Origin of the sequence: Massilia aurea (assembly GCF_040790145.1) — a bacterium.
GTDB lineage: Bacteria > Pseudomonadota > Gammaproteobacteria > Burkholderiales > Burkholderiaceae_D > Telluria > Telluria aurea_C.
In genome coordinates, this window is the sequence record NZ_JBFMMP010000001.1 from 625,664 (window position 1) to 643,067 (window position 17,404).

Annotated in this window: 18 protein-coding genes; 6 read left to right on the forward strand and 12 right to left on the reverse strand. The window is 65.1% G+C overall.

The window, feature by feature from the left end; genetic code table 11:
- Window positions 1-10 precede the first annotated feature (10 nt).
- The 10 genes from AB2N08_RS02655 to AB2N08_RS02700 all read right to left on the reverse strand — a co-directional run bounded on the left by AB2N08_RS02655 (window position 11) and on the right by AB2N08_RS02700 (window position 10,301).
- Entirely contained in the window at window positions 11-1,414 is a 1,404-nt protein-coding gene (locus AB2N08_RS02655; RefSeq protein ID WP_370662395.1) for a CpaF family protein, read from the reverse strand.
- Between the two features lie 35 nt (window positions 1,415-1,449).
- Window positions 1,450-2,628 (reverse strand): AAA family ATPase, encoded by a 1,179-nt coding sequence (locus AB2N08_RS02660; protein WP_367609056.1) that lies wholly within the window; start codon window positions 2,626-2,628, stop codon window positions 1,450-1,452.
- Between the two features lie 10 nt (window positions 2,629-2,638).
- Entirely contained in the window at window positions 2,639-2,890 is a 252-nt protein-coding gene (locus tag AB2N08_RS02665) for a hypothetical protein (RefSeq protein WP_367609057.1), read from the reverse strand.
- Window positions 2,891-2,892: 2 nt separating this feature from the next.
- Window positions 2,893-4,359, reverse strand: a complete 1,467-nt coding sequence (locus AB2N08_RS02670) for a type II and III secretion system protein family protein (RefSeq protein ID WP_367609058.1) — start codon at window positions 4,357-4,359, stop codon at window positions 2,893-2,895.
- 14 nt (window positions 4,360-4,373) lie between these two features.
- Window positions 4,374-5,216, reverse strand: coding sequence for a Flp pilus assembly protein CpaB (gene cpaB, locus AB2N08_RS02675; protein WP_367609059.1), 843 nt, complete (start codon window positions 5,214-5,216; stop codon window positions 4,374-4,376).
- Complete coding sequence (locus AB2N08_RS02680) at window positions 5,209-6,564, reverse strand: ATP-binding protein (RefSeq protein WP_367609060.1); 1,356 nt, start codon at window positions 6,562-6,564, stop codon at window positions 5,209-5,211. The genes cpaB and AB2N08_RS02680 overlap by 8 nt, the downstream gene beginning before the upstream one ends.
- Entirely contained in the window at window positions 6,561-7,136 is a 576-nt protein-coding gene (locus AB2N08_RS02685; RefSeq protein WP_367609061.1) for an A24 family peptidase, read from the reverse strand. The genes AB2N08_RS02680 and AB2N08_RS02685 overlap by 4 nt, the downstream gene beginning before the upstream one ends.
- An 81-nt stretch (window positions 7,137-7,217) precedes the next feature.
- Entirely contained in the window at window positions 7,218-7,385 is a 168-nt protein-coding gene (locus tag AB2N08_RS02690) for a Flp family type IVb pilin (protein WP_367609062.1), read from the reverse strand.
- Window positions 7,386-7,895: 510 nt separating this feature from the next.
- On the reverse strand, window positions 7,896-8,549 hold the full coding sequence (locus AB2N08_RS02695) for a response regulator (protein WP_367609063.1): 654 nt from the start codon (window positions 8,547-8,549) through the stop codon (window positions 7,896-7,898).
- A gap of 30 nt (window positions 8,550-8,579) precedes the next feature.
- Window positions 8,580-10,301 (reverse strand): sensor histidine kinase, encoded by a 1,722-nt coding sequence (locus AB2N08_RS02700; RefSeq protein ID WP_367609064.1) that lies wholly within the window; start codon window positions 10,299-10,301, stop codon window positions 8,580-8,582.
- A 127-nt stretch (window positions 10,302-10,428) separates the two neighbouring features.
- Here AB2N08_RS02700 and AB2N08_RS02705 point away from each other — a divergent pair, with 127 nt between their 5' ends.
- From AB2N08_RS02705 to AB2N08_RS02715, 3 genes are read left to right on the forward strand one after another with little or no spacing between them, the layout of a single operon-like run.
- Window positions 10,429-10,890 (forward strand): TadE/TadG family type IV pilus assembly protein, encoded by a 462-nt coding sequence (locus tag AB2N08_RS02705; protein ID WP_367609065.1) that lies wholly within the window; start codon window positions 10,429-10,431, stop codon window positions 10,888-10,890.
- Window positions 10,891-10,898: 8 nt separating this feature from the next.
- Complete coding sequence (locus tag AB2N08_RS02710; RefSeq protein WP_367609066.1) at window positions 10,899-11,516, forward strand: TadE/TadG family type IV pilus assembly protein; 618 nt, start codon at window positions 10,899-10,901, stop codon at window positions 11,514-11,516.
- 1 nt (window position 11,517) lies between these two features.
- Complete coding sequence (locus AB2N08_RS02715) at window positions 11,518-12,870, forward strand: TadE/TadG family type IV pilus assembly protein (protein WP_367609067.1); 1,353 nt, start codon at window positions 11,518-11,520, stop codon at window positions 12,868-12,870.
- 19 nt (window positions 12,871-12,889) lie between these two features.
- Here AB2N08_RS02715 and AB2N08_RS02720 read toward each other — a convergent pair whose 3' ends face one another.
- Window positions 12,890-13,081, reverse strand: a complete 192-nt coding sequence (locus tag AB2N08_RS02720; RefSeq protein WP_367609068.1) for a hypothetical protein — start codon at window positions 13,079-13,081, stop codon at window positions 12,890-12,892.
- A gap of 266 nt (window positions 13,082-13,347) precedes the next feature.
- On the opposite strand from AB2N08_RS02720, the gene AB2N08_RS02725 reads away from it, so the two are divergent.
- Both AB2N08_RS02725 and AB2N08_RS02730 read left to right on the forward strand, forming a co-directional pair.
- Window positions 13,348-14,034 (forward strand): trimeric intracellular cation channel family protein, encoded by a 687-nt coding sequence (locus AB2N08_RS02725; RefSeq protein WP_367609069.1) that lies wholly within the window; start codon window positions 13,348-13,350, stop codon window positions 14,032-14,034.
- A 61-nt stretch (window positions 14,035-14,095) separates the two neighbouring features.
- Window positions 14,096-14,827, forward strand: a complete 732-nt coding sequence (locus AB2N08_RS02730; protein ID WP_367609070.1) for a hypothetical protein — start codon at window positions 14,096-14,098, stop codon at window positions 14,825-14,827.
- A 9-nt stretch (window positions 14,828-14,836) separates the two neighbouring features.
- Here AB2N08_RS02730 and AB2N08_RS02735 read toward each other — a convergent pair whose 3' ends face one another.
- Window positions 14,837-16,183: an MBL fold metallo-hydrolase gene (locus AB2N08_RS02735; RefSeq protein ID WP_367609071.1), complete on the reverse strand. Its 1,347-nt coding sequence runs from the start codon at window positions 16,181-16,183 to the stop codon at window positions 14,837-14,839.
- Window positions 16,184-16,291: 108 nt separating this feature from the next.
- Between AB2N08_RS02735 and AB2N08_RS02740 the strand changes: the two genes are divergently transcribed.
- On the forward strand, window positions 16,292-17,311 hold the full coding sequence (locus AB2N08_RS02740; protein WP_367609072.1) for an Lnb N-terminal periplasmic domain-containing protein: 1,020 nt from the start codon (window positions 16,292-16,294) through the stop codon (window positions 17,309-17,311).
- Window positions 17,312-17,404: the final 93 nt, after the last annotated feature.

The following is a 17,404-nucleotide window of genomic DNA, read 5'->3' on the forward strand; positions in this document are numbered from 1 at the left end:
GCCGATTGTCCTAGCGCGGCTCGAAGATGTGCGGCGCCAGGTTCACGCCGAAGGTGCGCAGGCGCTCGGCGAAGTGCGGCCGCACGCCGGTGGCGGTCGAGTGGCCCAGCACGGTGCCGTCTTCGGCCACGCCGGTCTGCTTGAACGTGAAGATCTCCTGCATCGTGATGACCTCCCCTTCCATGCCCGTCACTTCCGAGATCGACAGCACCTTGCGCTTGCCGTCGGTCAGGCGCGACACCTGGACCACGACGCCGACGGCGGACGCGATCTGCTGGCGCATGGCCTTGGGCGGCAGGTTCGGCGCAGCCATGCTGATCATGTTTTCCAGGCGCGTGAGCGCTTCGCGCGGCGTGTTCGCGTGCAGTGTCGCCATCGAGCCTTCGTGGCCGGTGTTCATCGCGCCCAGCATGTCCATTGCCTCTTCGCCGCGCACTTCGCCCAGGATGATGCGGTCGGGCCGCATGCGCAGCGCGTTCTTGACCAGCGCGCGCTGGGTGACTTCACCCCTGCCTTCGATATTGGCCGGCCGCGTCTCCAGGCGCACCACGTGCGGCTGCTGCAGCTGCAGTTCGGCCGCGTCTTCCACCGTCACGACGCGCTCGGAATGGCTGATGAAGCCCGAGATCACATTGAGCATCGTCGTCTTGCCCGAGCCGGTGCCGCCCGAGATCACGATATTGACCTTGGCCTTGCCCAGGCCCTGCAGCACTTCGGCCATGTCAGCCGTCATGCTGCCGTAGGCAACCAGATCGGCCAGGCGCAGCGGATCGGCCGAGAAGCGCCGGATCGACATCACCGCGCCATCGATCGCCAGCGGCGGAATGATCGCGTTCACGCGCGAGCCGTCCGGCAGGCGCGCATCGACCATCGGGCTCGACTCGTCGATGCGGCGGCCCACGCGCGAGACGATCTTGTCGATGATCTTCATCAGGTGGGCTTCGTCAGTGAAGGTCACGTCGGTCAGTTCGAGCTTGCCGCGCCGTTCCACGTACACCTGCTTGTGCGTATTGACCAGGATGTCCGAGACGGTCGGATCTTCCAGCAGAGGCTCGAGCGGGCCGAAACCCAGCATCTCGTTCTGGATGTCGCGCGTGAGCATCTTGCGCTCGGCATCGTTGATGACGACCATTTCTTCTTCGAGCAGGCGTTCTACCAGCAGGCGCAGCTCTTGCCGGATCTGGTCCGGGTTCAGGCGCTGCATGCTTTCCAGGTCGATGCGGTCGAGCAGCGCCTCGTGGATGCGGGCCTTGAGCTGGTGGTAGGCGCGGTTGTCGATCGGGCCACCGCGTACGGCCCCCGCGCGCGGCGCCGGGCTGCCGGTGGTGGCGCGCGTCGGCGCACTCGACGTCGTGGTCGCGCTGGTACTGAGGGCGCCGCCGAGGCGCTCGCGCAGGGAAGCGGAAGGTATCATGTTCATGGCTTGACTCTCCTTGGACGAATCATCGGTCATACGTCGGTCTTGCGCCGTTTGAACAGGCGCGACATCATGCCGGCCGTCGCTTCGGGCGCCGACTCCCCGGTCTGGCTGCGGGCCATCGTCATCAGCGCCGCGCTCAATGGGCTTTCCGGCGCCAGGCGCGTGATCGGCACGCCATGGTTCACCGACTTGGCCGCCGCGTCATAGTGGTTCGGCATCGTGCGCAGGTGCGTCGTATCGAAGGCTTGCTCGAGATCCTTGAGCTTGATGTCGCTGTTGTTGTCATGGCGGTTGACGACGATCTCGACCTTGTCGTCGCCGTACTCCAGATTGCGGAACACGGTGAGCAGGCGCTTGCCGTCGCGGATGTACGGCAGCGTCGTTTGCAGCACCGGGTAGATCGTGTCGGCGTGGTCGAGCGCGCGGATGGTCACCGGGTCCAGGCTGCGGGCCACGTCGAGCACGATGAAATCATACTGGCGGCGCGCCAGCTTGATGATCGCGTCGATGTGTTCGGGTTTCACGTCGCTGGCGTGGGCCGGGTCCGATGGCGCGGCCAGCACGCTGAAGTTCGGCGTCACGGCGACCATGCTCGACGACAGGAACGACGGATCGAGCCGGTGGATCTGCGTCGCCACATCCGACAGCGTGGCCAGCGGCTTGCTGTCCGAAACAAACAGCGACGCGTCGCCGAACTGCAAATTCATGTCGATCATCGCCACGCGCTTGGCGCCGCTGGCCGACAAGGCATACGCCAGGTTGGTGGCCAGGAAGGTCGCGCCGCTGCCGCCCTTGCACGAGATGAAGGCCAGCACCTTGCCCTGCGCCGCGCCCTGGCTGCCGAACTTCTCGGCCACGTGGTCGACGGCCTTGGACAGTTCGGCCGCGCTCGGGGTGGCCGACAGCACTTCACGCACGCCGGCGCGCATCGCGCGCAGCAGAAAGTCCTGCGACAGGTCGCCAGACAACACGATGAACGCCATGCGCGGGAACAGGTGGCCCAGCCGCTCGAGCTGGTCGAGGTCACCTTCATCGGCGCGCGGCTGGTCGACCACCAGCAGGTCGGGAATGGCGTCGTCGGCCATGGTCGACAGGCGCGCCGGGGTGCCGGCGATCATGTCGACTTCGTCGCTGCCGGGCCGTGCGCGCAACTGGCGCGACAGCTCGATCAGGTGGCGCTCGTCGCGCGATAAGACTGCGATTTTCATGGTGCCGTCCTTACTTCTTGCCGCCGAAGACCGAGATCTCGACCTGCGGCGCGGGCGCCGCGAACGAGCCCTGATAATTCTTGTAGGCGAGGATGGCGGTGCCGGCATCGCTGCCCGGGCGCGTCTGCGCTGCCTCGGGCGCGATGATCTGGCTGGCCATGATGGCGCGTACGGTGCTGCCGGTACCGGAAGGCGTGCGGGTGGCGCAGCCGCCCAGCACGATGAGGCACGACAGGGCGACAATGGTAGTGAGTGGTTTCATGATCATTTCTCTTGAGCGGCTGGGGCGGCGCGGCCTTCGAGCTGGCCGCCGAGCAGGAACTGGGCGCGGGTTGGCTGCACGTAGCCGTCGGTCGGCAGCGCCGGGGCGTTCTGCATCGGCTTGGCCAGGCGCGGCGTCACGATGAACACCAGTTCGGTGCGGTCGTTCTGGAAGTCGCTGCTGCGGAATAACGTGCCGAGCACAGGGACATCGCCCAGGAACGGGAAGCGCGTGATGGTGCTGGTGACGTTGTTGCGGATCAGGCCACCAATGGCGAAGCTCTGGCCATCTTGCAGCTGCACCGTGGTCGCGGCGCGGCGCGTCGTAAACGACGGCAGGATCGCGGTAGCGCTGTTGCTCGAGCCCGGCGTGCTGATGCCGATGCCTTCGCGGTTGAGTTCCGATACTTCCGGCGCCACGCGCAGGTTGATGCGCCCGCCCGGCAGCACGGTCGGCGTGAACTTGACGGCCACGCCATACTCTTTTTCTTCCAACGTGATCAGGCCCGCGCCGCCGACAGAATTCTGCGCCACCGGGATGAAGATCTTGCCGCCGGCGAGGAAACTCGCCTCTTGCCCGCTGATCGCCATCACGTTCGGCTCGGCCAGGATCTTGACCAGGCCATCGCGCTTTTCACCGTCGATGGTCAGTTCCTTGATGCCGGTGCCCACGGCGCCGATGGTACCGGCGCCGCCACTGAGCAGGCTCGAGACAGCGGCGTAGGTCCAGTTGCCGTTGGTCTTGGAGAAGCCTGCCTTGGCGCCCAGCTGGTCGACGAGCGACTTCGAGATCTCGGCGATCTTCACTTCCAGCATGACCTGCTGGGGCGCGGCGATCGACAGCATGTTCAGCACTTTCGCAGCGGTCGCGGAGCCTGCACCGGCGGCACTCGCCGGCGCGCCGACCGACAGCGGCGACGGGCTGCCTGCGCCTGCATCGGCGCCAGCGCCGGCTGCCGGCACGGCGCTTTCCTGGAACGCGGTGGCCAGGTCCACCAGCTGGCTGGCCACGCCGACGTCGCTGACCATGCCCGACAACACCACGGCATTGCCGCTGGCGCCGATGCGGATATCGCGCTCACCAGGAAACAGCGCATCGAACTGGGCGCGCAGCGACGAGGTGTCAATTGCCACGTCCAGGTCGATCACGGTTGAGCGCTTGTCGCGTCCGGAGACGATCAGGTTCGTGCTGCCGACGCTGCGCGCCACGATCACGACTTCGCTTGCGCCCGGGACCACGACGTTGGCCACTTTCGGGTCGCCCACCATGACCGCGCCGGCCGGGGTGCAGAAGCGCTTGAGCACGGATTTACCGCGCATCAGTTCGAGCCGCTGGTTGGCGCCGCCGCGCAGGTCGATGCAGTCGGCCGATGCCGCCGGTGCGACGTCGACCGCCTTGTTGGCGGCGCTGGCGTCGAACGACAGCGCAACGGCGCAGGCCAGCAGGGTCTTGTGGGTCAGTGTTTTCATGACGGATTCTTCAATCAAAAGCTTTGCGAAGCGGCGTCCAGGCCGCGGATCACCAGGACACCATCGCGCGGCGCGCTTGGCTGACGTGGTGCAGGAGATGCGGTACGTGGTGCTGCCTGCTGTGCAGGTTCACGTGCTGGCGCGACCGCTGCCGGCAGGCCGAGCACCGATTCACGCGTGGCGCCGGTGGTATTGGCCGGTTGCGCTTCGACCTGGTTGCGCAGCACCAGCGACAGCGAGCCGATCGAGCGGGCCAGGTCGAGCTTTTCCACTTGATCCGGCGTGAGCTCCAGCGTGACGGCATTGACGACGCGCGGCTTGGTGTCGTCCACCGCCGATTCCTGCGCCACGGCCAGCACCAGGATCCGTTCCAGCACGATCTTCGAGATCGAACCGGCGTTCTGCGCCAGGTCGCTGTTGGTCGGGGCCAGGTTGACGAGGATGTCGACGTAGTTGCCAGGCAGTGCGAAGCCGGCCACGCCGACGACGTCGTTGACGCGCACGGTCATGGCGCGCTTGCCGCTGGCCACCACCGCCGACAGGCCGCCAAGGGTGCCGGCCGGCGCCAGCTTCGATTCGAGCACCGGCTCGCCGCGCGCGATCTCGCCACGGGCGATGCGGCCTTCGAGCAGCTTGATGTCGGTGATTGCGCCCGGCGGCACCGAGCCGGTCGGCCAGTCGGTCAGTTGCAGGCTGGCCGGCAGGATGCGCGCACCCTGCCCGATGTCGGCGGCGGCGACCACCACGCGGGTGCCGGCCGGGCCCTGCTCGCCCATCCACTTGGCTGCCAGTACCACGGCGCCAAGGGCCAGCACCAGCGCCACGCCGATGATCAGGATCGCTCTCGAATTACGCATGTTCATACTCCGTCGTGCCGCGTTCGCGGCGTTCTTGTGATGCGGGACGGCCTGGGGCGCCCGCGGCAAAATAGTTATCCCAGGCCCAGTCCAGGGTGCGGCGCGACAGTTCCGGCGCGCGGTCTTCGTAGCGCGCCAGATCGCGCAACTGGCGCATCAGGTCGCGCGGATAGCACGCCAGCAGCGGCACGCCGCGCTCGCGGTGGCACGCCAGCAGGTAGTCGAACGCCGCGTCGTCGAACGCCACGCCGATGCTCTCGCAGGCCTGGCGGAACAGGCGCGTGTATTCGTCGGTCGAGGCAGCAGGCACCTCGATCTTGTAGCCGAGGCGGCGCAGGAACGCGCCGTCCGACAGGCGCTGCGGCACGAAGTTCGACGAAAACACCACGATCACGTCGAACGGCACCTGGAACGTGTGGCCGGTGTGCAGCGTGAGGTAATCGACGTTGCGGTCCATCGGCACGATCCAGCGGTTCATCAGGGCGTCCGGCGTGCAGCGCTGGCGCCCAAGGTCGTCGATGATGAAGATGCCGTTGTTCGATTTGAGGTGCGGCGGCGCCTGGTACAGGCGGGTGTGCGGATCAAAACGCAAGTCGAGCATGTCGAGCGTGAGTTCGCCGCCAGCCAGCGCCGCCGGGCGCCGGATGCTGCGGATCCAGCGCATGTCGGGCGCGCTGCCGCGATCGAACCCCGGCGCTTCTGCCAGCGTCTGTTCTGTCACCCGATGCTGCACATTGTCGAAGAAAGGAATGACTTCGCCATCGACCATCAGCGCATGCGGCACGGCGATCGTGCCCACCAGCAGATCGCGCAGGCGCTCGGCCAGGTAGGTCTTGCCGCTGCCGGCCGCGCCATGCAAGAACAGGGCGCGGCCCGAATTCATGCCGGCGCCGATCTGGTCGAGCACCACCGGATTGACAACGACGCCGTCGAACGCCGCCGCCATGGCGCTGCGCGTGACCTGCATATTGGCCACGCTTTGCGCCTTGACCTGGGCGACGTAGGCCGCCAGCGTGACGGGCGCCGGGCCGGCGTAGGCATTGCGGCCAAGCGCGGCCTGGGCACGCGCGCGGCCGGCTTCGGTGAGGATGTAGCACAAGTCGGCGTCGGTGCCGCTGTTGCCGATGCGCGCGACTTCGCACAGCTTCTCGGCGCGCAGGAACGCGATCAACGGATCGATGACGCTGACATTGAGTTTGGTGTGCGCGGCCAGTTCGGCCAGGCGCATCTGACCGCGCTGGAACAGTATTTTGCCCAGCAACTCGGCCAGGAACAGAAACGGCAAGCCGGTGTCGTCGACCGTGCGTGGCGCGCGGGCATTCGACGGTGCAAGCAGGGCGAGGCTCACAGTGGCAGCTCCCCGTGAACACGCAGCCACAGCACGCAGCCGATGGTAGCGGTCGCAATCGCGATCGCATACGGCAGGCGGCCGCTGGCGGCTTCAGGTGGCACGGTGGGCGCGGCGACCGAGCCGGCCAGCGCCGAGAAGGTCGTGTGCAGCGCCATGTGGTAGGCATTGGCGACCAGGCGGCGCAGATTGCGCTGCCAGGCCGCGAACACCAGCGCCAGCACGCCGCCGGCCACCAGCGTGACCAGGCCAACGGTGAGAATCTGGCCGGCGCCGACAAAGGCGCCCACCATCGCCAGCAGCTTGACGTCGCCGGCGCCCATCAGGCGCAGCGCGTACATCGGCAGCAGCAGGGCCAGGCCCAGGGCGAAGCCGCCGAGCGAAGCCAGGATGCCGAGGCCGCCAACTGGTGTACTGAACAATCCTGCCCCAGCCGGCAGCAGTGCATGCAGCGCGAACGCGGCCAGCATGCCCGGGAACACGACGGCATTCGGGATGCGGCGCACGCGCGCATCCGTCCAGACGGCGGCGCCGAGTAGTGCAAACAGCAGCAGGAGTGGCAGGGTTGACAAGGAAATCTCCGGGTAAAAAAAATCCGGCAGCGGGATTGCCCGTGCCGGATCGGGACCGCCGCGAGGCGGCCGGTACGTTGATTACGGTTGCTTGATCTTGTTTGCCAGGTTCGTGAACAGCGTGCTGATGTTGCCACCCAGCAGAGTCACGGCGGTGATGATGACACCAGCGATCAGCGATGCGATCAGTGCGTACTCGATTGCGGTAACGCCGTCTTCTTCTTTGATCAGGTTTTTGATGAAGTTCATGGTGAATCCTTTCAGGGGTCAAAAATAAGTAATTAGCAGGTTGGCTTTATGCGCTCGTCCATGCAGCCATTGCCGCGATGAAGCAGACGACTGCGAGCAGAACCGAGAGAACGACATACGACATTGCCGGATTACCACTGCGTTCATACTGCTGTTCCGGGTTGTCTTCTCTGTCGTGCACCGTTCGCTCCTGTTCGCTTGCCGCCGTACCGCATGTCACGATACGCAGCGCATGAGTTGAATCTTACGGACCCCGAACTTTGTTGCCATCCGTCAAAACTACCTTTTTGAAGGGTACGTTGTGCCGTGGCGGTCCAGGACATTTGTCCTGGGTGCGGTGTAGGAGTGGTCTTGCTGGGAGTTAGGTGCGGTACCAATGTTGACCTTGAAACCGTCGTTCCAGCCTTCGCTGGAACGACGGTCTTTGGGGTAATGGTGCTATCGAGGGCCGCGGAGGCCCTTTCCAGTCAGCCGACCCAGCCACAGGCCGAGTCGACGTGCAACCTGGCCTCAGGAAAGGCCGTGCTTGGTCGCGTAGACGTACAGCTCGAGCCGATTGGCCACGTCCAGCTTCTGGTAGATGGTGGTGAGGTGATTGCGCAGGGTGCGTTCGGAGATGAACGCGCGCTCGGCCAGTTCCTTGTTCAGGGCGCCCTTGCCCTGCACGATCATGCCGATGACATCGCGTTCGCGCGCCGTCAGCGTGCCGATGCGCTGGCTTTCCGGGTCGGCCTTGGGCGCCGGCGCCACCAGCTGGCCCAGCAGCGCCTGCATCAGCGACTGGTCAAGCCACAGCTCGCCGCCATGCACCTTGCGCACGGCCAGCAGCACGTCGTCGGTCGGTGCTTCCTTGCTCACCACGCCGCGCGCGCCGGCTTTGACGGCGGCGGCCAGCGTGCCCTGGTCGCGGTTCGCGCTCAGGATCACGACGCGCGTGGTGCCGTTGGCCACCAGCGCGGGCAAGAAGTCGATGGAGCTGCTGCCTTTCAGGTCCAGGTCGAGCAGCACGATGTCGGGGCGCAGCTCGGCGCACAGGGCAGTCGCCTCGATACCGTCGCTGGCCGTGCCGACCAGCGTGAATGACGGGCCCTCGGCCTGGATCAGGCGCTCGAGTCCCCACAGCATGGTCTTGTGGTCATCCACGAGCAGGATGCGGATGGTCATGGTTCCTCCATTACGTTGTTTCCAAACTCGCTAGACCGGGATGCGGATGCGCAGCAGGGTCTGGCGATTGTCGGCTTCGACGTCGAGCGTGCCGCCCACCGCCCCCACCCGCTCGGCAATCGAGCGCGGCACGAACGGTTTCGGGGCCAGGCCGCCATCGGACACCGGGTTGAAGATGTCGATCGCCAGCTGGCCGTCTTCGTCCTCGATCACGACGCCGGCCGTACGTGCCCGCGTGTGCTTGCAGATATTGCTGATGCCTTCGGTCACGATCTGGAACACCTCGGCCGCCATGCGGTCATTCTTCACGCCCTCGCCCTGCACTTCGAGCATGACGTCAAGGCCGTAGAAGGTCTGCACCTGCCGCAGCTGGCGGCGCAGCGCCACCAGCAGCTCCGGCTCTTCCTGGCGCCCACTGCGAAAACGCTGGGCAAAGTCGCGCATGTCGCCGATCACGTCCGAGCACATCGCCAGCAGGTGGTCGAGCTCGGGCGCCACCGCGCTGCCTTCGCCGGCGCCGTTGCGGATCGCCGCCACCGCATGGCGCAGGCCGATATACGGCTGGATCGTGCTGTCGTGCAGGTCGCGCGCGATGGTCTGGCGTTCGCGAAACGCCGCTTCGGACGCCAGCTTGTCGAGAAGGTCGATCGTTTCGATGACGGGGAACGCCTGCTGCACGATGTGCTTCAGGAACGTCGCATCGCCACGACGCATGCGGCTGCCGGTGACGACGATGCGGCCACTGCCCTTGCGCAGCGGCAGCGACGCGCTGACGAAGCCGTCGGTATCGAGCAGGTCGGCCACATGGCCGCACGCATCCATGTCGGTCTTGCGCCACTCTTTCGCGCCGGTTGCCAGGCGCACCGCGCACACACCGCCCGGCAACAGCCGCAACAGGCCGGCGCCGGGGCTGCGGTACAGAATCGCACCGGACTCGAGGGCCAGCAGCGGCTGCACGTCCTCGGCGGCGGGCCGGCTGCGGCTGATCGCGCGGCCGGTCTTGGGATGGTGGGCGGTGTTGAGGATCCAGCGCTCGTGGCTGTCCTGCATGAGCAAGGTGCAATGGCCTGCGCCGTAGTAGCGCAGAATCTTCTCCATCAGCGAATCGAGCGTGTGCTGCACGCCGAAGCGTGGATTGGACAGACGGCTGACGTCGCGCAGCAGCGCCAGGCGCCGGCGCTGATCGACCGCCAGGCCGCCCCAGAACGCGATCATGTAGCCGAGCGCGAGCAGGAAGGTGGCGCGCAGCAGCAGGATGTGGATCGAATGAAAACCCTGCACCGCCAGCACCGACACGGTCACGATGCCCACCGCGCCGAGCGTGAGCTTGGCGCCGGCGTCAAAGCCGTGACGAAACGACGTGGCCAGGATCGCGAACAGGAAGAACGAGAAGAACGGACTGGCGCCGCCGCCGGTGGCATACACGATCAGCCCGTACCAGACGATGTCGATCCAGTACACGCTGGGCCCGTGCCAGAAGCCGGCCCGGTAGCCGGCGATCACGAGCAATGTGAGGCTGTGCAGCACGTAGCCGGCGAATACGATCCAGGTCCACGGGCTGGACGCGACCACACCGCCGGGGCCGATGTACAGGGTGAGCAGGGCCGAGATGGCCAGCAGCACGCGCATGCCGAACACCATCCAGGCTTCGGCTTCGGGCGCGGCGGCAGACGGGGCAACAGCACCAGGCGTGCGCCGGGCGGCTGCGATCAAACGACGGATATCGGGAAAGATGTTGTGGTACCAACTCATGTTGTTCCGCGCCGACAAAGGCGTTGACTCCTCGTTAAAACGGTTACAGAGTGTGATTATTGCCCTGTAGAATCCATCAAGCTTACCGCATACGACGACCGAATCCCCTCAAAGTTGCCTGAATACGATGATCAAGATACCCCGACGTCAATCTGGCGCCACACTCGTCGAGATGGCGATTATCGCACCGGTGTTCATTCTGGTACTCGTCTCGATTATCGAGTTGAGCATGATGTTCTTTGCCACGCTCACCATGCAGTATGCAGTACGGGAGGGTGCGCGCTTCGCCATTACCGGTCGCGCCAATGAAACCGGGACCGGCACGCAGCAGCGTTTCGCCACTGTCATTGCGAAGATTCGTGACAATTCTCTCGGCATGTACGATCGCATGAACTGCGCCGTGTCGGTCAATGGCAAGAGTTATGCGAGCACGGGTTACAGCAACGCCATGTTCGGCGGCGCCGGCGAAATGATCGTGTTGCAGCTTGACTGCGCCTGGCCGATGACGACGCCGTTGCTGTCGCCATTCTTTACCAACGGCCAGAACCGCTTCGCCGTTGGGGCCACCATGCGCAACGAGTATTTCTGATGCGGTTCATGTCAATACCCCAAGTGGCGCGCCGCCAGCGCGGTGTTGCCGCCGTCGAGCTGGCCCTGCTGCTGCCGATGCTCGTGGTCTTGCTGCTGTGCGCCATCGACGGCGCGCGCGCATTGCAGGCCAATATCATCATTACCAATATCTCGCGCGAAGGCGCGAACATCCTGTCGCGCAGCGGCGTCGATCTCGACGACGGCAGTCAGGACACCATCAATGCGCTGATGGCCAGCGCCCCGCCGCTGAACGTGAACCAGCTCGGTATGATGTACATCACGCGCGTGATGGGCGTGGAAACCAATGGCGTTTCGCGCAGTGTCGTGCTCGACCAGTACCGCTGGGACGATGCCGAGCGTAACCAGGGTTTCCGCAAGAGCGCCTATGCGCCAACCAGCAAGGTGTATGGCTGCAGCGCCTGGAGCGGTACTGGCAAGTGCACCAGCATCAACAGCGCCGCGCGTCCGGCGACGACGATCATGAACGGCAGGCTCGACAACGGTGAAGTCATCTTCGTGGTCGAGACCTTCTATCGCTTCGACATGCTGGTCAGTGGATTTACTACTGGCGCCAACACCCTGCCCACGTTCGGGCCCGACCTGTATTCCATGAGTGTGTTCTGATATGAATCCGAATCTTCACCGTCAGCACGGCGCGGTCGCCATCATGGTGGCCGTGTCGATGCTCGTGCTGCTTGCCGTGGTGGGCCTGTGCGTCGATGCCGGTTTGGCGTATCTGGTCAAGGCGCGCTTGAATGCGGCGGTGGACTCGGCCGCGCTGGCCGGTGGACGTGCGGTCACGAACGGCAATAACCAGACCGAGCAGATCGCCAGCGCGCGCGCCGCCGCCGCCGACTTTTTTGCGGCCAATATCCCGAGCAATTATCTGCTGTCGTCGCCCAGGATCACCAGCACCACCGTGACCTTCAACGGCGGCCAGGCCACGATCGACGTCAGGGCAGAGGCGCCGATGCCGGTGTCGATCATGCAGATCATGAATTTCACGTCGCTGATGCCGGTGGCGGCGGCGCAGACTGTTCGTAACGATCTGGATATTGCGTTCGTGGTCGATACCTCTGAATCACTGCTCGGGTCGGCGTCTGCGGTGCGCAGCTCGGCAAAAAGCTTCCTGAGCAAGTTCAATGTGACCCAGGACCGTGTGGCGCTGATTCACTTCGCCTCCGGCGCGGAAGTCGACAACCCGATCAATCCGACGCTCCGAGGGTTTAACCGGACATCGATGAACAACAATATCAGTGGATACACGTTCATCGGCGGGACCGCCTCGGTGGAGGGCATGTGGAATGCGCGCGATCAATTAAACGACGTTCCCCTGGCCAACCGGTCGACGATGCGCGTCATCGTGTTCTTTTCAGACGGCGCGCCAACGGCGTTTGGCACCTATCTCAAATTTAACAATACGCTGGATTGTCGCGACGCCGGGACGATGGACAAGGCACATGGGAAATTTGGCCTGAGCAAGCTGGACGAAAGCCGAAACGAGGTCCCGAAGGAGGCTTGTCGCGTCTTCCGCAACAATGCCTACGCTGCGCGCACGCTGCCTGACTACTACAATGCCCACGATGCAGACTGGAAATCGGCGTTTGATACCAAAGTTCGGGAATTTCCAATCGTGACCAGAACCCCGCGTTCGGTGACGGCTGACTTCACCAATAACTATTCGCGCAATATAGAAATGGCGGCGCGAAACCTTGCCGAAAGCGTGGCCGCGAAGGCACGCGACGAAGGGATCTACGTGTTTACCCTGGGCATGGGCGCGGCGCTCAAGGAACGCAATGAAAACGACGGCGACACGGGTGAAATGGTATTGAAATGCATGGCCAACACCGTCGACGCGCCTGCTCGTTGCCAGAAACCCGACGAGCGCGTTGGCATGTACTGCTACGCCGCGACCGACGCCGACCTCACCCCCTGCTTCTCGCGCCTGGCCTCGGCGATCCTGCGCATCACCAAATAAGGTCGGCAATATCCACTGGCTAGGTGCGGGTGTCGCTTTTCTTCTGGTCGGCATGCGAGGTGCTGATACTGACGGCCACCGGATCGCTCGCCGGGAACGATTCGTCGAGCGCCTCGTCGAGTGCGTCTTCATCGTGCGCCTGGCCTGCCGTCGCGCCTTCTTTTTGCCCGCCGGCCGTCGTGGGCGTGGCCCGCTGCTCTGATGTACTCATGTGATATCTCCCAGGAAATGCAGCCGTCCCGATGACGGTCGCCTGCATACCAGCCTAGTGCATGTCGCCAGTGCATGCCAGCGGCGATTCGCCACGCCAGGGCGCACAGGCCTGATCCAGTCCTGCTCGCGGCAGGGCATGATGGGCGCCCACAAGGATCAGGTCAACGCCGGCCTGCTGGCGTTCATCCGCGAATAAAGACCGCTCGTGCGCTAGAATCGACCCCTTCGGCGCCGCGCGCGCCAGCATCCCGAGGATCGATTCACGTGTTTGCCGTTCTTGCGCTCGACATGGGCGCCGCCATGAAAACGCTGGTGCTCACGCTCGACCTGGTGGGCACCTTCGTCTTTGCGCTGTCTGGCGCCACCGCCGGTGTGCGGCGCCAGCTCGACCTGTTCGGCGTGCTGGTGCTGTCGTTCGTGGCCGCCACGTCGGGCGGCATCGTGCGCGACCTGTTGATCGGGGCCACGCCGCCGGCTGCGTTCTCGGACTGGCGCTATCTCGGCGTGTCGCTGCTGGCCGGCGTGACGATCTTCTTCTGGCATCCGGTCATCAACCGCCTGCGCAATCCGGTGCTGATCTTCGACGGCGCCGGGCTGGCGCTGTTTTGCGTGGCCGGCGCGCAAAAGGCATTGGTGTTCGGCCTGGAACCGGTGATGGCCGCGCTGCTCGGCATGCTCACCGGCATCGGCGGTGGCGTCGCACGCGACGTGCTGCTGTCGAACGTGCCGGCCGTTTTTCGTTCGGATATCTATGCCGTCGCGGCGCTGGCCGGCGCGTCGGTCGTGGTCATCGGCGACGCCCTGCAACTGCCCACGACGCCGACAGCCTGCGTCGGCGCCGCGCTGTGCTTCGGCTTGCGCTTGGCCGCGATCCGCTACGGCTGGCACTTGCCGACCGCGCGCGGGTCCGAACCGCCGGACGCCGATGACACGGGACGCGAAGGCCGCTGAGCCCCAAGCCGGATAGGGGCATGCTCTACAATGGGGTCCTGCCGAATTTTCGATACCCTGAATGACCGCCACCGACCTGCCCTACCGCGCCACCACCCTTGAAGCCTGCACCTGGCTCGAGCAACAGACCGCCTCGCCCTGGACCCTGGCGCGCCTGCTCGAACATGCGGTCACGCCGTATGTCTGGCTCGATTACGACCCGGCCCATACCGAGTTGTTCGGCGACGCCAATGGCGGTTACGCGGCGCCGATCTTTTTCCAGGACGATATCGCGCGCCTGATCGCCGGCAGCGACGACGTCGTGATCACGATGACCAAGGACGCCTATAAAATCGTCGCGCACCTGCCGGCGCCGGGTTTCAAGCGACCGCTCGACGCGCTGCGCTTCCAGAAGAAGGACTTGACGCAGCTGGTGGCCAGGCTCGAACGCGAAGCCAAGGCGGCCTTGCTCGCCGCGAGCGCGCCGCTGCCGGCACCGAAGGCGCCGACCGAATCGGCCTTCGGCATCGACAAGGCGCAAGTGATCGAAGCGTTCGCCGCCAATGCGCGCATGGACCTGGGCGCGGCGCTCGACAATTCGATCGGCATCTTTGGCGACGACGGCGCGCGCGTCAAGGCGAGCGTGCGCAAATCGAAGCGCAACGCGGTGTGGAATCCGGTGACGCTGGCCCTGGGCCTGCATGACATCCACCGCGTGCCGCTTGGGCCGTTACGGCGCGCGTTCAAGACCCATGACTTCCTGCTGGACTGGGAAGACGATTGGGAGCAGTCGCTGCGTCTGTTGGGTAAATAGAACTGGGACTCAGCGCGCAAGCAGGCGCCGTAGTTGCGCCGCCTGGTAGGCGCCGAAGGTATCGCTGAACAGGCAGCGGATCAACGGATCGTCGACGGCGTCGACGTCCAGCAAATCACGTTCGGCATCGGCATCGAAGCGGGCGTCGTTGATGCGCAGGTACATCGTGGTGAGCGACTCGCCCTGCTCCAGTGCGCCATACAGCTTGGCGGCCGGGATGTCCGTCGTCCAGCCAGGCGCGCCGGGTTCATCGACGAGCGTCGCCATTTCGCCGTCGAGCAGATAATCGAACACACTCGCCTGGCCCAGGTGGTCGTACACCGACAAGCGCCAGTAGCGCGGCGCGTCGAAGTAGCTCGATGCGGCCTCGACCTCGCTGTACTTGGCCGGCAGCGCCACGCGACAATAGTCCATCACGCGCGCCATCTGCACCGCGGTCAAGGCCGCAAAGTGCCGGGCGATCGAGGCCGTCGATGGCGGCGCCGCATTGCCTTCATACGCATAGTCGACATCCTGCTCGCCCACCGGCGCAATCCACGCCAGCGGCGGCGCCGGTTGCAGCGCCACGTCGTCAAACCGCACCGACGTGCCAGGATTGAGCCTTACGATCGTCGCCGCCGGCAGCGCGGCGCCCACCTCGCGCGCAAACTGCGCATACGTGATCGGGAAGAACGCGCGGTTGTACCACGACCACGGCTCTTGCACGAACTGGCACGAACTGGGCACGACGTAGCGCGGCTGCAGCGCCTGCAACTGGGCGATCCACTCGGCTGGCAACTCTGGCGGCGCGGCCGCAGCGCGCGACGGCGTGAGCACCTCGATCTCGCGCATGGTCTGGAACGGCCACAGCACCATATCCCACGGTCCCAGCTCGACGAGCTGCGCCTGCGTCGCGTCGTCGATCCACGAATCGACCACATTGAGCACGTTGCGCCCGGCCGCCTGCACCTGGAACATCGAATCGACATCGACGTCCATCGCCTCGCGCGGGGTGACGGTGAACGGGCCGACCGTGACCGGGTCGTTCAGGCGCAGCTGGTGCACATCTGTGAAACCCAGCTGGCGCACCATGTCGAACAACGCGTCGAAGATGCAGTAGATGTACAAGGGTGTCGCGCGGTCGAGCAGATCGAGGCTGTCGAGCGAGCAGTGGTCGTCATGAAAATGCGAGATGAAGACAGCGGCAAAGCGCTGGCGCCGGATCGCGTCGACATCGAAGCGCACGTCCGGAAACGCATGGCAGTTGCGGCTGAACGGGTTCTCGAAGATGGTATCGAACGCGATCGTCGTGCCATCGCAGTCGAATACGTAGCCCGCATGCAGGATGCGCGAAATGGTCAGGCCTGGCGTCGTCATTGGTTCTCCCTGGAGGCGGCATTCTACAGGGTGCGCTCTCGTGCCCCGCTTGTTGTTGCCAAACTGAACAGCTACACTGCACCACCGCAGCGTTCCCGAAAGTGCCCCATGATCATGAGCCGACCGGCTTCACGCGTTATTTTCCGCGCCATCCTTGCCGTGTGCGCGTTGCTGGTCACGGCATGGGGCGCGTTGGCACTCTGGTTCCAGTTGCCGCATCCGGGCGCTTACGCTGCGGTGGGGCTCTGGACGATCATCGGCCTGGCCGCCGTTCTTGCCCTCGCGCGCGGACCGGGCAAGTGGCCCGGCGCCAAAGCGACGATCACCGCGGGCCTGGCGCTCGCCGTGCTGCTGGGCTGGTGGTTCTCGCTCGCGCCATCGCACGAACGCATATGGGCCGACGACGTATCGAAGATGCTGGTCTCGCGCATCGACGGCAATCGCCTCGTGCTGGGCAACGTGCGCAACTTCGACTGGCGCACCGAGCTCGATTACACGCCGCGCTGGGAAACACGCGAATATGACCTTGCCGGCCTCGAATCGGCTGACCTGATCCTGTCGTACTGGATGGGCCCCCATATCGCCCACACGCTGGTGACGTTCGGCTTCAAGGATGGCAAGAAGCTGGTGTTCTCGCTCGAGATCCGCAAGGAGCGCCACGAAACCTTCTCGGCGATCGGCGGCTTCTTTCGCCAGTTCGAGCAGGTGATCATCGCCTCGGACGAGCGCGACCTGATTCGCACGCGCAGCAATGCGCGCGGCGAACAGGTCTACCTGTACCGCCTGCGCGCCCGGCCCGAACAGCTGCGCGCGGTGCTGCTGGAGTACCTGCAACGCGCCGAGGCGCTGCGCCGCCAGCCCGAGTTCTACAACACCCTCACCAGCAACTGCACGACGATCCTGTACGAACTGGCGCACCGCATCGCGCCCGACCTGCCGCTCGACTACCGGCTGCTGGCGTCGGGCCACTTCGCCGAATATGCGTACGACCAGGCTGCGTTGACGCCGGGCGTACCCTACGCGGAACTGCAGCGGCGCGGGCATATCAACGTGCGCGCGCGCCAGTCCGACATCGACGGCAGCGATTTTTCGCGCGCCATCCGTGTCGGCGTGCCCGGCATTCCCTGAAGCCAGCCCTTGACGGCTGGCGCCGGTCGCGCGGCGTGGCGTCAGTGGTACAGGCCGCCGGAATAGTTGCCTCACGTCAAATCCTGGCCGGGA

Bases quoted from the DNA above. Each gene is read 5' to 3' on its own strand.
- AB2N08_RS02700 (WP_367609064.1), bottom strand. From the start codon at position 10,301: ATGAGTTGGTACCACAACATCTTTCCCGATATCCGTCGTTTGATCGCA.
- AB2N08_RS02720 (WP_367609068.1), bottom strand. From the start codon at position 13,081: ATGAGTACATCAGAGCAGCGGGCCACGCCCACGACGGCCGGCGGGCAA.
- AB2N08_RS02710 (WP_367609066.1), top strand. From the start codon at position 10,899: ATGTCAATACCCCAAGTGGCGCGCCGCCAGCGCGGTGTTGCCGCCGTC.
- AB2N08_RS02665 (WP_367609057.1), bottom strand. From the start codon at position 2,890: ATGAAACCACTCACTACCATTGTCGCCCTGTCGTGCCTCATCGTGCTG.
- AB2N08_RS02735 (WP_367609071.1), bottom strand. From the start codon at position 16,183: ATGACGACGCCAGGCCTGACCATTTCGCGCATCCTGCATGCGGGCTAC.
- AB2N08_RS02690 (WP_367609062.1), bottom strand. From the start codon at position 7,385: ATGAACTTCATCAAAAACCTGATCAAAGAAGAAGACGGCGTTACCGCA.
- AB2N08_RS02670 (WP_367609058.1), bottom strand. From the start codon at position 4,359: ATGAAAACACTGACCCACAAGACCCTGCTGGCCTGCGCCGTTGCGCTG.
- AB2N08_RS02705 (WP_367609065.1), top strand. From the start codon at position 10,429: ATGATCAAGATACCCCGACGTCAATCTGGCGCCACACTCGTCGAGATG.
- AB2N08_RS02740 (WP_367609072.1), top strand. From the start codon at position 16,292: ATGATCATGAGCCGACCGGCTTCACGCGTTATTTTCCGCGCCATCCTT.
- AB2N08_RS02655 (WP_370662395.1), bottom strand. From the start codon at position 1,414: ATGATACCTTCCGCTTCCCTGCGCGAGCGCCTCGGCGGCGCCCTCAGT.
- cpaB (WP_367609059.1), bottom strand. From the start codon at position 5,216: ATGCGTAATTCGAGAGCGATCCTGATCATCGGCGTGGCGCTGGTGCTG.
- AB2N08_RS02715 (WP_367609067.1), top strand. From the start codon at position 11,518: ATGAATCCGAATCTTCACCGTCAGCACGGCGCGGTCGCCATCATGGTG.
- AB2N08_RS02660 (WP_367609056.1), bottom strand. From the start codon at position 2,628: ATGAAAATCGCAGTCTTATCGCGCGACGAGCGCCACCTGATCGAGCTG.
- AB2N08_RS02695 (WP_367609063.1), bottom strand. From the start codon at position 8,549: ATGACCATCCGCATCCTGCTCGTGGATGACCACAAGACCATGCTGTGG.
- AB2N08_RS02730 (WP_367609070.1), top strand. From the start codon at position 14,096: ATGACCGCCACCGACCTGCCCTACCGCGCCACCACCCTTGAAGCCTGC.